Origin of the sequence: Rhodopirellula sp. JB055, from assembly GCF_043100905.1 — a bacterium.
Classification (GTDB): Bacteria; Planctomycetota; Planctomycetia; order Pirellulales; family Pirellulaceae; genus Rhodopirellula.
In genome coordinates, this window is record NZ_JBICHO010000450.1 from 1 (window position 1) to 14,175 (window position 14,175).

The 14,175-nt window shown below is 56.3% G+C and carries 10 protein-coding genes and 1 tRNA gene; 3 read left to right on the plus strand and 8 right to left on the minus strand.

Annotation, left to right across the window (positions count from 1 at the left end; all coding sequences use genetic code 11):
• The 3 genes from ACF8AM_RS17620 to ACF8AM_RS17630 form a co-directional block, all read right to left on the minus strand.
• A partial coding sequence (locus ACF8AM_RS17620) for a secretin N-terminal domain-containing protein (RefSeq protein ID WP_392556901.1) occupies positions 1–1,881 on the minus strand: 1,881 nt, incomplete at its 3' end.
• 242 nt (positions 1,882–2,123) lie between these two features.
• Positions 2,124–2,208 (minus strand) — tRNA-Leu (locus ACF8AM_RS17625).
• 257 nt (positions 2,209–2,465) lie between these two features.
• Positions 2,466–3,716 carry a hypothetical protein gene (locus tag ACF8AM_RS17630; RefSeq protein WP_392556902.1) on the minus strand — a complete coding sequence of 417 codons (1,251 nt, stop codon included), beginning with the start codon at positions 3,714–3,716 and terminating at the stop codon, positions 2,466–2,468.
• 195 nt (positions 3,717–3,911) lie between these two features.
• On the opposite strand from ACF8AM_RS17630, the gene ACF8AM_RS17635 reads away from it, so the two are divergent.
• Both ACF8AM_RS17635 and ACF8AM_RS17640 read left to right on the plus strand, forming a co-directional pair.
• Entirely contained in the window at positions 3,912–5,096 is a 1,185-nt protein-coding gene (locus tag ACF8AM_RS17635; protein ID WP_392556903.1) for an aldose 1-epimerase family protein, read from the plus strand.
• Positions 5,089–7,005, plus strand: coding sequence for a serine/threonine protein kinase (locus tag ACF8AM_RS17640; RefSeq protein ID WP_392556904.1), 1,917 nt, complete (start codon positions 5,089–5,091; stop codon positions 7,003–7,005). The genes ACF8AM_RS17635 and ACF8AM_RS17640 overlap by 8 nt, the downstream gene beginning before the upstream one ends.
• Positions 7,006–7,039: 34 nt before the next feature.
• Here the strand turns inward: ACF8AM_RS17640 and ACF8AM_RS17645 are convergent, their stop codons facing one another.
• On the minus strand, positions 7,040–8,401 hold the full coding sequence (locus ACF8AM_RS17645) for a hypothetical protein (RefSeq protein WP_392556905.1): 1,362 nt from the start codon (positions 8,399–8,401) through the stop codon (positions 7,040–7,042).
• Complete coding sequence (locus ACF8AM_RS17650; RefSeq protein WP_392556906.1) at positions 8,398–9,735, minus strand: B12-binding domain-containing radical SAM protein; 1,338 nt, start codon at positions 9,733–9,735, stop codon at positions 8,398–8,400. Before ACF8AM_RS17650 ends, ACF8AM_RS17645 begins: the two co-directional genes overlap by 4 nt.
• Positions 9,736–9,848: 113 nt before the next feature.
• On the opposite strand from ACF8AM_RS17650, the gene ACF8AM_RS17655 reads away from it, so the two are divergent.
• The gene (locus ACF8AM_RS17655) at positions 9,849–10,631 is read left to right on the plus strand and encodes an SGNH/GDSL hydrolase family protein (protein ID WP_392556907.1); all 783 of its coding nucleotides are present in this window, start codon (positions 9,849–9,851) and stop codon (positions 10,629–10,631) included.
• Positions 10,632–10,645: 14 nt separating this feature from the next.
• Here ACF8AM_RS17655 and ACF8AM_RS17660 read toward each other — a convergent pair whose 3' ends face one another.
• From ACF8AM_RS17660 to ACF8AM_RS17670, 3 genes are all read right to left on the minus strand, one after another.
• Entirely contained in the window at positions 10,646–11,620 is a 975-nt protein-coding gene (locus ACF8AM_RS17660) for a YdcF family protein (RefSeq protein ID WP_392556908.1), read from the minus strand.
• Positions 11,621–11,788: 168 nt separating this feature from the next.
• Positions 11,789–12,268 carry a carboxypeptidase-like regulatory domain-containing protein gene (locus ACF8AM_RS17665; RefSeq protein WP_392556909.1) on the minus strand — a complete coding sequence of 160 codons (480 nt, stop codon included), beginning with the start codon at positions 12,266–12,268 and terminating at the stop codon, positions 11,789–11,791.
• On the minus strand, positions 12,268–13,371 hold the full coding sequence (locus ACF8AM_RS17670; protein WP_392556910.1) for a DUF1559 domain-containing protein: 1,104 nt from the start codon (positions 13,369–13,371) through the stop codon (positions 12,268–12,270). Before ACF8AM_RS17670 ends, ACF8AM_RS17665 begins: the two co-directional genes overlap by 1 nt.
• Positions 13,372–14,175 lie beyond the last annotated feature (804 nt).

Below are 14,175 nucleotides of genomic sequence, written 5' to 3' on the forward strand. Positions count from 1 at the left end.
CAATTCACCAAGGTTCCCTGCACCGACGCTGGTCCCGCTGGTTGCAGCATCTTCGCCGAACAAGTTCTGCAGGGCGGTGGTCAACTGAGTCGCGTCACCGTTTTCGATCGTGAACACTTTGACTAGCGAATCGATTCCGGGCGTCTGATCGAGCTGACGAATCAGCTCGGCAATCAAAGCCATGCCCCCGGCAGGTGCGCGAACGACGACTGCATTGACGTTGCTGTCCGCGGTGATCACGGCACCGTTCAAGACCCCTGAATCGAGAATCGGATTGCCAGGCGAACTCAACGCGACGATCGACAACGATGTCGAAGCAGCGGTGGTATCACCGGCAATGTTCTCTGGCTCGCCCGAGATCGCGTCTTGCAAAACTTCGACCATGTCTTCCGCACGAGCGTTTGTCAGCGGGAAGACCTTGATTTCGGCGGTGGAAGGAGTCTTCTGAACGTCGATCTCCTCCACCAAACGCGTGACTTCCGCAAGATCGCGTGGCGACGCACTGACGATCAACGAGTTCGTTCGGTAGTCAGCGGTGACACGAACACGAACACCCAACCCGGGCCGATTCTCTTCATCACCACCAGGTTGGTTGGTGAAGAACGTTTGAATGGTGGCTTCTGCGTCGGTTGCCGAAGCGTGTTGCAATCGGAAGACACGCAAACGATCCGTGTCAGGAATCGGCTGGTCAATCTTTTCGATCAGATCATTGACCGCTTCGATGGCTTCCTTGCGACCGATCAACAGCAACGCGTTTGGCGAGTCCAGAGCGGTGATGCTGACGTCGCCTTGGCGAGCCGACAACACGTCTTCATAAAGCTGTGTCAGCAGAGCGGCAACGGCATTGGAATCGGCATGCTGAAGCTGACGCACTTCGATCTCAGGCTGAGTCAGCTTGCTCTTCTCTTCGATGTCTTTGACGATATCCATGACGCGTTGGATATCGCGTTTGTTACCTTTGACGATGATCAGCCCGGACTCAGGAACGAACTGAATTTCGGGGTCACCGATGGGTCCGGCAGGATCCGTGCCTTCGGCATCTGGATCAGCAGCGGCCACATCCGCAGCTCCTTCCGGTGCCGCGGTGCCTCCGTCGTTTTGGAAAGCCGCGGTTCGGAAATTGGCTTGAGTTCGGTTCGAAGCGGGACGTGCCGACGTGCCCGAACGACTCTTCGGGTCCAAGTCTCGCAGCAACCGAATCGCACGCTGCACGGAAGCAATCTTGGCGTGTTGCAACATGTACACGCGGGTTTCTTCACCGGCGAAACGTGGGGCCTGGTCAATCGCCTGGATGGTCTTCCGCCACGTGTTGTGCATCAGCGGGCTGGTCGTCAGCGTGACAGCGTTGGCACGCCGATCGACTTCGACTCGCGTCGCGGTGCCGCCACGTTTTTCCATGGTCAACGTGAACGACGCTCGCTCGCCGTTACGGCTGGTCGTGACCGGCACGTCTTCACCAGCGATGATTCGCAGGGCATCCTCGACTTCTCGCCAAGTGATGTTGACCAAGTGCACCGTGATCGGCGTCGCGGATTGAGGCCCCGCGACCTGTGCCAAACTGTTGGACAATGTCGCGGCATCCGCAGCAATCTTGTCTTGCAAATCCGGTGGAGCCAACACCAACAAACCACCACCTGGACGGTCGTCGGGAGTGATCGTCACGCCCGGTTGATCGAGGTACTGAAGGCTCAAGCGAGTTGCAACAGAATCGGCCACTGATACCGGCACATTGAGGTGCTTCAGTTGAGGCTGATTGGGACGCTGAGCTGAAACGCCCATCGTCGACGTTGTTGCAATTGCCAACGCAAGGGCAACACGTTTCGCGGACGCCAATTTTGCGGAACGTTTCCGTTGATTGAATCGAATGAGCTTGCCGGTCACGGTGCCACCTTGTGTTCGAATGAATCGGTTGAACGATTTTCTCGCTCGCCGGTGCAGAAAGCCCCTCCGCACAATCCGTTGCATCGTCACAACCGGTCCATCCACTGCAATCAAATTGAGAGTGCGTGTCGGTTGTTACAAAAGCTCAGAACACAAAAACACCACGAAAAAAGCCTCCTTGCCGGTCGCCGTTTCAATCACAGCGGCCCAAAAGGAGGCTAATTCGTTGAATTTCAATCAAGTACGGATGAGAGGATTCGAACCTCCACGCCCTTATCGGGCACTAGATCCTGAGTCTAGCGCGTCTGCCAATTCCGCCACATCCGCGGGCAAAGCGGCAGGATATCGTCTCAACTCAAAGTCGACAAGTCGCATCCATCCTGTCTTGGGCACGTCTCGCAAACATTGCCGGAACGAACCGCAACACCGCTCCATTCCGCATCGCGATTCTCCACCGAGATCCCCCGCTGTTGGTTGAAACCGACCATTCGTTTCGTCGCGCGGCGCACAAAAAAACGAGCGTCCCAGACGGAGGAACACTCGCATTTCATGAATGGACCGCAATTCGTTCGGAACGAATCAGCTCAGCTACCGGCTTTTGGAATGTCGGTGTGAGCGTTGGGGCCGAAGTAACGCAGGCCGACCAAGGGTTCGCTGCCCAAGTTTTCGATCTCGACGCCGTTGGTGGCGGCCACGTGGCTGATGAACACTTCGTCGGTCGTGTTCTCGCCGAAACGAATCATCGCGGGAGTTTCCAGGTCCAGGTTACCGATCCGGCCGCGGCCTTGAACGGTGATCCAACTGCTGGCAGCACCGTCTTTCAAAACGCACTTGGCACCGGGAGCAATCGTCAACTCTTTCGCGCTGAACAATTGAGCGCCATTGACGGTGCCGTAAACGACCCACAGGTCCTCGTAGCCATCGCCGCTGCGTTTTTCGTCGCGAACTGGTTCGAGGTAGTTGTTGTTCTTGAAGTGTGTGTCGACGTTCTTGTCCCAGTCCAATTGACCGACGATAAAATCGAGGTCTTGGTGCTTGTCTTCGGGCATGTCCTTGACCAGCAACGACCAAGGCACATAGCGGCCTTCGACGATCGATTGGAACATGCCGAATACGTCGCTGCCCCACTGTGGCTCGTACGTGCACAACGACCCCGGAGCATGCAGAACTCCCGGTGGGATCAACCACCCGGTGCCACGTTTCAGACGGTAAGCGCGACTGAGATCCAAGATGCCGTTGTCGCCTGCGATCCAGTTTTCCAGGCAACGACGCACGTCTACAGGCTGCGTACCCGGTTCCAATCCCATGAACGTGTACGCGAAATGGTTGTCGACGTTGTTCAACTGCGGCGGGAAATAATAACTCTCCGGTTTGGCTTCTTGGCCGACCAATTCCGCGTCTTCGAACGACTGGTGCATGTGGTGCGGGATCGGCCCCATGTTGTCGAAGAATTTCGAGTACACCGGCCAACGGTTGTACTTCGAATAGATCGCTTCGCCGACGATGTCGTTGCCACGTTCTGCGACGGCATCTTTGAGCATGAATTTTTTGCCTTCGAACAAGCAAAAACTTTGGCCTTCGTGCCACACTCGGCCTTCGTTGGCCGCGTCCGTGGTGCTGCCGAACCAACGTTCGTCAATTCCGCCTCGATCCGCACCGAATCGATAGTAATCCGAAGGATGCAATTTGATTCGGCGTCCGGGGTGCAAAAACGAACGCGGAACCCAGGTCGGAGTCAACCGCAGTACACCACCATGGGCGTCCATGGCAGAATCGAGGATACTGGAAACGCTGTCGCCCTGAATGAATCCTTCGTCTAACTTCACGGTGCTCATCGGGTGCTCGGTTGGGAGGCGGGTGAGATGGGGAGGAGGGATGTTGATTCGCGTGGAAGACAATCGACACGAATTGCACCCAAATCGTTTCCGCGACATGTTCTAGGCCCATGTGAAGGTCTATACAAGTTCAGTGGCCGGGTCCAGAATGCCCCGGCTTCGCACGCCACACTCGAATTGAATTGGAAGCCCTTCATGGCCACCGAATCCATCGTTGTCCGAGAAGTTGACGACCGTGAGCAACGAATCCAGTGGGACACGACCAGTCCCCTGCACCTGGACCTGACCACCCGAGTGGGAGAATGGACCATCCGCCACGGGATTTTTCGCGGCGGAGTCAGCGAAGGCGTGGAAATCGTCCGGCTGAAAAACAGCCGCATGCACGTGGATGTCCTGCCGACTCGTGGCATGTCGATCTGGCGAATTGAATGCGACGGCGTGCGTTTCGGCTGGCACTCCCCGGTCATTGGCCCCGTTCATCCCAACCACGTCCCCGTTTCCGAACCCAGCGGATTGGGCTGGCTATCGGGTTTCGACGAATTGGTCGTCCGCTGCGGACTGCACAGCAACGGCGCTCCACAGCACGCCCCGAACGGACAACTGGAATACCCTCTGCACGGGCACATCGCCAACACGCCGGCCGATTCGTTGTCCGTCGAATTTGACGAAGCCAGTGGCCGAGTCGAATTGATCGCCGACACCGTCGAAACTCGCCTGTTTTTCAAGCGTTTTCGAATGCGATCCAAAATTCGCATCCACGCCGATCGCACCGAAGTCGAACTGCTCGACGACGTGACCAATGAACTGGAGACACCGCAAACGATGCAGTTGCTCTACCACATCAATCTCGGATCCCCGATCCTGGGAGAAAAAAGCCGCCTGGTGACGGCCTTGGACGAATTGGCCCCCAAAGACGCTCACGCCGCCGAACAAATGGACCGCTGGGATGAATTCGACGGTCCGACGCCTGGTCAAGCCGAGCGGGTCTACTTCGGCCGCCCTCGCGCCGATGAAACCGGCTACACGCATGCGATGCTGATGTCTCCTGAACAAGATCGCGGTTTCGCGGTCAGCTACAAAACATCGACGCTGCCAGCCTTTGTATTATGGAAAAACACGGCCGCGGAATCCGACGGGTACGTGACCGGTATGGAACCCGCCACCGGTTTCCCAAACCGACGTGACTTCGAAGAACAACAGGGTCGCTTGGTCGACATCGGTGCTGGAGAAACGAAATCCTTCCGCATCAAACTGCAACCTTTCGTGGATCCGGAATCGGTCGAAACCACACGCCAAAAAATCCAAACACTCACCGAAGAAGGCGAGCCGACGGAAATTTTCACTGATCCAAGAGGCGATTGGACGGACCTTGATGGCTGAGCCTGAACTCCTCGGACCGTATCAGATTGAAAGTGTCATCGGACGCGGTGGCATGGGATCGGTCTATCGGGCTCGTCACGCAAAAACCGGCGAAGAAGTCGCCGTGAAACTGATCGCGCAACACGTCGCCGACGACATGCGATTCCGTCGGCGATTCGACGCCGAAGTCGAAACCTTGCGTCGCCTTCGCCACCCCGGAATCGTTCGCCTGATTGGCTACGGCGAAGAAGCCGGCCAATTGTTTTATTCCATGGAATTGGTTCGTGGCGAAACGCTTCAGAAACGAATTCGCGACGTCAAACGACTTGGTTGGCTGCCAACATTGGACATCGCTTCGCAAGTGTGCGCAGCGCTCAAACACGCTCACGACATTGGTGTCATTCACCGCGACCTCAAACCAGCCAACTTGATTTTGACCGACGCCGGACAGGTCAAACTGGTCGACTTTGGAATTGCCAAACTATTTGGCTTTGGCGAACAAACATTGCACGGGTCGGTCCTCGGCACCGCTGACTACATGGCACCCGAACAAGCCGGCAGTCACGCGATCACGCCTCGAACCGATTTGTATGCACTCGGAAGCGTGATGTACGCGATGTTGGCTGGGCGAGCCCCCTTTGCTGGGAAGAAAGTCACGCAGGTCGTCGAAGCCTTGCAGCGAGATCGCCCGGTGCCGCTGGATCTGATCAATCCCGATCTTCCAGCCGAAGTCGTCGAGATCGTGCATCAGTTGCTGGAGAAAGATCCGGCCGATCGCCCCCCCACCGCGCTCGCCGTCATGAACCGCTTGAAAGCCACCCGGGCAGGATTGCAACGCGGCCGAACGCTGAACGAACAAGCCTCCCGAACCCAACTCGGTGACGAAGAGTTCACTCCCGAGTTGCCACCCAACCTGGCAGGCAACCTGGACACGCGAGGCCATCATCACACCGATGCTTCTCGCGAAATTTCGCCGGACTTGCCGACCAACGAAACCGGTGGAGACCACCTGACGGGTCGACGAGTCCTCGCCAACGAACACCCCAGCAACCTTGCCGATCCATTGACCGATCCGGCAATGACCAGCACCAACGAATCGTTGACGCAATCCAAGAATAAACAGGAAGCAGCCAAGACTCACTTCCAAACCATCGACTCGTCCGTGACACCTGGTGGCTACTTGTCGGACCGTCATCGGTCAGAAAACCCTGAGAATCACTGGGTGCACTGGGCCTCGATTGCCGGCATGGTCTTAATCCTCCTGGGTGGCGTAGCGTTGTTCCTGTTTTCGATTCGCACCCCATCCGCTGCCACGCTGTACAAGTCCTTTGAAACAGCCGAACTCAACGGGACGCTGGCTTCCGAACTCTCGCGGATGAATCTGTTCTTGGAAACCTACCCGGACAACGAACACGCCGAACAAGTCCTGCACTGGCAACGTTCCGCCCAACTCGAATCCACGTATCGGCAACTCAAGAATCGCTCCCGATCCACGGCCTCGGCCGCTCAGTTGCCGCCCGCGGAGGAAGCTCTTTTGCAGGCTCTATCGCTTCGAGAAACGTCCGGTCCGGACGCGGTGAAACATCTGCAAGCGTGGTTGGATGTCTACTCGATTGAGGTTGATCCCGAATCCACCGGCCAATCTCTTTCTCCGGGCCAGAAACTGAAACACCGGCTTCGAAGCCGCGATTTGGAGAAACTGGAAACGCTCGTTCGCGACGAACTCGCTCGTCTGAATGCCACCCCTTCCGATCAAATCGCGAACACTCAACGACAACAATCCTTGCAACTTCGCCTCACCACCGCGATGTCACTTGCACCGGAAGAGAAAACAAAGGTCTTGCAAGGAATTGTCACGCTGTACGAGCAACAATCCTGGGCAACCGAGATCGTTAACGAAGCCAAGCGTCACTTGGAATCCATGCCGTGATGGACGGACGCACTGCGTCGTCACTCCACCGCGATCACTCAGCGCTCAGTTGCTTCTCATCGCTCGACTCGTTCGATGATGGCAACTCCGCCGTCTCACTGGACGCCGTGTCTTCTTCCTCTTGGACTGTTGCCCGAGCGGCCTGGATCGCTTGGATCAATTCGTCGCGGTGCTCTCTTGTTTCCTGATCCCCCACGTTCAGCGATTGGATTTGCTCCAGCGTCAACAGCATCCGGTCCAGTGTCTCTGCGTTCAAGTAACCGATTGTCGTTCTGACATAATCCAAATCCGCAGTCCCATGAAACCAACCTTCTTGCCGGAGCGCAATCTCGTCGGCTTGCACCATCAATCGGTCTGCAATCCACGGCGGTGGATTCATCGCCTCAATGGCGTCGGCGACCCGTGTGATCTCTGGACGCAGTTCACTGTGACTGGGATGCTTTGGCGGCGGATCCCAAACCGGCGGAAACGCGGCCTCCCCGTTGGCGTCCATCATGGCGATCGCGTCCTCGATGGCCCCCGTGCGCAACAGATCGTCCACCTTTGCCGAACGCATGAGTTTCGGTTGAAAGAAAACAGCCCCTACCAACAAAGTCACGCCTGACACCGCGGGCCACACCCAAACGGTCCGCCCCATCGACAGTTTGTCTGGACCAATTTCTTCCGAACGATGGTTCGGACTTCTCGACATCGCAATCGAACCGATCGCAGCGATCAAAACGGGGATGATGCCGTAGAAACACCCCGCCGCGACGGCCGATTGATAATTCATCAATACTTGCTGAGTTTGCGTCAGCCGAATGCCACCCATCAATGAAACCATCGACAATTGCGCGGACAACAGTGCAAAGAATGCAATCACCATGCATGGCACCAAAATCCAAAAGAGCGGCACCCAAAATCGCAAACCAAACTGAAACGCGACCACGCGACTGAACAACAGCACCCGCCAAATGGACACGATTGACAACAACGTCAGATTGAAACGCAACGATGTCATTTCATCCGCCATGATCTCAATCGGAATCGCATACAACCACGCCAGCGGCGCCGTCATCCAGTACCCCGTCAAAAAGATCCGGTAATCACGAACCAAACCTTTCGACGGATCTCGCTTCACACCCGTCATCGCCAAACAGATCTGAACGACGATGAACAAGACCGTGCAGATCACCAGTGACGCTGCGAACGGACCGAGCAAATCCTGCGGTGCGTCCAGCCAACTGACCGCGTCGTACTCGCGTGCCATCGACGCGGTCGCCACCAGCGCCAGCCCCAATCCGATCGCCCAACGACATCGAAGCACGCGACGAATCGAAGATTCGACCCCAAACAAAAACAACAACGGGTCTCGCAAACGCAACGTCATTGAATCACGGTCTGCAACATCACTCATGATCGCTTTCCTGGGCTGCGGCGTGAGGATCGGATTCGCTTTTGAATGGAATCGCGTCGGGATTGAACCTCAGGTCGAAACACACGTCCGACTAAGTCATTGAATTCGTTTTGCAATTGCTCCGCCGTCATTTGATCTGGCTGGTAGACGACATCAAACAACGTGTAACGCGAAAAGTCGCCCGGCAACAAACGCTGCGACCGCAACAAGGAATCATACAGACTGGTTCCAGGAAACGGCGTCTGCAACGTCAACTGAATCTCACCCATTGGGGCTTCTTCCAAAAAGTCCCCCAGTCTTTCCATCGACTCCGGCGTTTCGCCATCGGCTCCGACGATCAAACAACCGTTGACCACGATGCCCGCCTCTTGAATGACATCAACGGCCTCCAACATGCGCTGCCAATCTGCGTTTTTGGCTCCCATGCCTGGATAACGAAACACGTTCGATTCCAATCCGACCAGGATCTGCCGGCAACCACTCTCTGCGATCTGCGATAGCAACTCCGGTTGCTTCGCGATTCGCCAATCGGATTCCGTGAACCATCTTGCTCCGTGCCGACGCAATGATTCCAGCATCGGTCCATGATCGCGACCGCTGGCGAACGTGTTGTCATCCGCCAACTCAATCCAAGGACGCGCCTTCCGACTCGCGATCGCCTTCAACTCGGCTTCGAACCGTTCGTCCGGTTTGACTCTCGCCGGCTCCAACAATCGACTCGCCGCACAGAAGGAACACGCCCACGGACACCCTCGCATCGATTGAATGGTGTACCGCGGCGGAGAATGGTCGCCCAACAAATCCCATCGTGGCAGCGGCGAATCGCCAAGCGAAAAGGATCCATCGGCTCGATACGAATCCCTTCCCCGTCCGCCTGCGAAGTCCGATAGCAACTTCGCAAACGTGCTTTCGCCATCGCCCTGCACCACAACGTCAAAGTGCGGGCGGCAGTGATCGGGAGTCGCCGTCGCATGCAAGCCACCTATCACCGTGGTCACGTTGCGGCGCCGAACCAGCTGACTGATTCGTGCCGCCCGATCGGCCGACGGTGTCAACGCCGAAAACGCAACCATGGCTGGCTGAGTCGACGACTTTCCCGACAAAATTTGCTCAGCCACTTCGCTCACGGCGGTGACACCGTCATCCATGAGCAACTCGATGTCCCAAGTCTCGGGCACCAAGGCCGCGATCGTCAGCAATCCCAGCGGAGGCAACTGCGATAGCGCCGACGCTCGCCGGGCCAAGCCAGGCAACTTTAGCCCACGCTGCAACAGACCTTCGTGTCCGACTCTCAGCCCGCTCATCGCGACCAACGTCAACTTCGGCTTGGACATTGGTTCCTCCATTGTGAATTGGGCTGCGACATCATTGTCCGATTTCATTTTCCGATGCCTTCCATGATAAACTAAGGCGGCCTCACCTCGTTTCACCTCCAGAGTTTGCCCCCATGAATCCACGTCGTTTTTCAGGTCTTCGCGTTCTTTGCGTGTTCGTTGGGTTGGAAGCCGGAATGCTCTCGCTCGGTTTACCGGCAATAGCACAGGACGACACCGCAACCGCCGAAAAACAATTCTTGATCCCGGAAACCAATGAGTCGATGGCCGGCACCGGACCGGTCCGCCGCTACGATTGGATGAAGCAAGTGTGGCAGCGACGCCGAAGTACCTTTGATGCCCGATCCCAACAAGACCAAAACGCAATCGTGTTTCTTGGCGACTCCATCACCCAAGGTTGGGCAGACGACTTTCGCGGCGCATTTAAAAACCGCAAGGTCGCCAACCGTGGCATCAGCGGCGACACGACTCGCGGCATGCTGTATCGATTGAAAGCAGACGTGCTGGACCTGGATCCGAAAGCCGTCGTCATGCTGATGGGAACCAACGACCTCGAAGAACATGCCTCACCAGAAACCATCGCCAGCAATGTTCGCCTGATCGTTGAAGCACTCAACGCACACGATGCAGAAATGCCGATCGTGCTGTGCCTGGTCATGCCCAGCAGCGAAACCAAATCTCGCCCCGCGTCACAAATCAAACGCATCAACGAATTGCTAACTGAGATCGCCAACGAGAACCCAACGGTTCACTTGGTCGACACCTGGACGCCTTTTGCGAATGAGCACGGCGATGCCAAAGAGGAAGAATTCCCCGATTTGCTGCACCCCAACGCAGCCGGTTACTCCAAATGGAAAGCCGCCCTGGAACCGACTTTGCAAAAACTGAATCTGTAGCCATCCGGCACAGTTCATTGCCCTGCCATCTTCGCGACGGTTTCTTTGAACATCTTGCCAACGTCATCCAGTGAACCGGCACCGGGAACCAGCGACGATGCCAACCAAGGTCGCGGGTTGTTTCGAGTGCGGAACGCGCAAGGCAGCGGAATCAAATCCAACGATGCGTTACCGGCCAAACGCATCGCCCTCGGGATGTGAAAGGCACTCGTGATCAGCCCCACCTGGGGCTCACCGGAATCCATCGACTCTTTCGTCCAGCGTTCCTTCCACTCAGACGGCGGTGACTCCATCAATTGCTTCAACGATTTCATCTCCGCTCGAGTGTTGACACCTTCGATCCGGAAAATCACCTCCTCCGGAACGCCCAAAGAGAGAAGCAACTGGGTCGATTGCTTCCATGGCGGTTCGTAGCCATCGGTGGAAGATCCCGTCACGATGATCGCGCGTGTTGCCTTGGCATGGTACGCCTGAGCGGCTGAGATCACTCGCTCGCCGTCTCGCCCCAGTTCGTAGAAACCAGGTGCAATCGCGAAGGAACCGCCTCCCAACACAACCACGGCATCCAGCGGCCGATCCACCGACCGCTGCTCCAACGCCGGGTGAGGTTCTGACACCAGCGGGCTTTCAACCAAGGAACTGATCCAATTCGCAAACCCTGCATTGCCAACAATTCCCCACAGGGCAAACCCAATCAACCATGCTGTCGGCTTGAAAACAGAAACGGTCCCCCGCCGCCATTGGCGAATCGCATGAGTCGCGAGAGCCAGCAAGCCCAGCCAAATCAAGCCGACCGGCCGGATCAAATCCATCCCACAACGAATCCCAGCGACAAATCCTTGTTGCATCCAGGTCACAATGACGAGCAAGAAAACCAGAGCGGCCGGAGCGATCAATGAAACGACAACCTCGAACCAGAAGGTTCGAGGTCCGATGGACGAGCAAGCTGGTTCGTGGGCGTCTGCCGAATGAGATGGAATTGGATTCATCTCAAACATCATAATGAAAGCCAGACAAATGTCCTGCCCAACATGCAAAATGAACGGATCAAATCCGGTGGGTTCTTGGTGCCCGCACTCAACCGCGGCGAATACCCAATCGACTCACCGGATTCAACCAATCGTTCCTGCATCCCCAATCAGTGAGAGACGATTCGCTCAAGAAGAAGGAATCGTCAAATCGATTTCGTTCGAACCGGACTCAACTGTCACCATCTCGGAAAGTGTGACTTCCTTGGGTGGCTCCATTCCTTTGGAACGTGTTCGTGATTTGCTGGGACTCTCCCCAGGGCCGATCGGCATGCTGGGTGCTCCCATCCCGCCCGTCATGATCTTGACTCGGTGCTGCCCGGTCACTGCTCCTGGTTGATCCTGGGCGTATTCCAGCGTGTAGCGCCCGTCTTGGTCCGACTTGCCAAACGACTGTCGACCAGAAACGGGATAGAACGTGATCGAAGCTCCGGGAACAGGATTCCCGCCCATGCTGACCACCCCAGAAACCTCTGCGATCTCAGGTCCCGATGGGCCACAGCCGGACAACACGCCGATCAAACCGATCAGCAAAAATGGCATGGCCGACAACCTGGTCCGTTGATTGCGATTCCAATCTTTCGACGCTGTTTTTTTGATCTTATTCATCACTCAAGTCCCTCCATCGCGGACCGGTCGGCACGATCCATCAACGCCGTGTAAATTTCGAACTGAATGCTGTCCGTGATGAAATGCACCGAACCGTCGCCCATCACGAATTGAGCACCGCCAATGTGCTGCGATCGAAACGCGGTGTTGTTGAATGCGGTTTCCATTCCGTTTTTCGCCCAACCGCCGTCCCAGTTCAATCCACCCCACGAGGGCCAATCATCACCGGAGTAGTTGATCGGGTAACGAGTCACGACGTAGTTATTCTTTGAGCTTCCAGCCGTCGCGGTTCCACATGACCACATCCCGCCGAGCGTTGCTCCGGCGCGGTGATCGTTGAAGGTTCCGTGAACGCCGCCTTGCTCACCCACTGCGATGGTGTGGGATGTTCCGTCCAACATCGAAGCGAATCGGGTCTCGGTACCAGGCCACGGCGAATCGAATCGCATCTTCATGCCAAAGAAACCGTTGTCAGCATGAACGCCCCCCCAATCCCACACGGCGGTTGGGTGATCATCGATGGTTCCACCGGTAAAGTTGCAACCACTGTTACCGGCATAGTCAGGTATCTGAACTTCCAAATTGGCAGGTGCTCCCAACGCTTGCGTCGCATCATTCGTTGGATACGAATGCGTTTTCGCAAGCACACTAGAAGGACACCAGAATCCTGGCACACGCGCTTGATCCATTTCTTTCCAATGAACAACGGGTGCAGCCCAACTCGCGCTCATCCCGTCAAAGGACGACCCCGAAAAATCAATGCCGTCGTAGATGGCGGATTGTTCCAATTGCGGCAAGATCGCGATGAACCACGATGACTTCCGAGCCCAACCATTCGCGGTGTAGTTCTCAGGTCGCCCTGATGCGGGGAACGACTTAAATGCGGAATGATAGTTGTGAAGTGCTAATCCGATCTGCTTCATGTTGTTGCTGCAGCTCATCCGGCGAGCGGCCTCTCGAGCAGACTGCACGGCCGGCAGCAGCAAACCAACCAACACGCCAATGATCGCAATGACCACAAGCAGTTCAACCAAAGTGAAACCACGTTGGTTACGAAACGTGTGATCGGTGCCTCTCGGAAGCAAGTCGGAACGCGACGACATAAACGGATACTTCAACATAGGTCTCTCAATAAAACTGGGATGCGGCCAAAGGACATCAAGTGAACTCGATCCTTTGATTGCAGCGATTGCACGCAACGATCATTCCGCGTCAGCACCCCGCCTTTTTGCGACAACACCGATTGCAAACCATTTGCTTGAAAATGCGCACACGATAAAATCGGCCCACAACAAGGGCACTCACCCCACCCCAGCGAGCCTCTAGGTGACGCAGATCACCCTCTACGGAACGGAAAATCTTGTTCTTTTTGTCGTTTCTTAGGTCGTGTTTGCGGCGGAGGCACCGTCCCACGCCCTTCAAAACATCAGGCTCGCATCAAAAGCTGGCGGGATTGCCTCAAAACAATGCCGCAACGCACAAAAAACAGGCGACCGGCCAGCGCAATATCTTCCAGCAGGTTTAAGCGATCGAACCCGACACATGTCATCGAATGGAGCCTGGGCGGGGCACATGGCAATTCGTGTTTGATTCAAGAGTTCGCAGATGGGCGCGTCCAATACGAAAACATCTCCGTTGCCAACTCACCAGCGGCAAACGTGCTGGACAGTCGGTCCAACACATCGAGCAAACGATCCCTCAAGCAAAGGACTGGATGAACCAACGAATCACCTTGGTCGAGGGGCAACCGATCTGGTCTCATGGAGACGCATCGCGACGACCCGGCCACCGGCACCGTGCTCACCGCGAACCTGGAGGACTACCGCATCCCCGGCATCGCCGACACCCCGGAGATCGACGTGTACTTCCACACCGAGGGCTGGGACCACGTGCCCGGCCGCGGCATC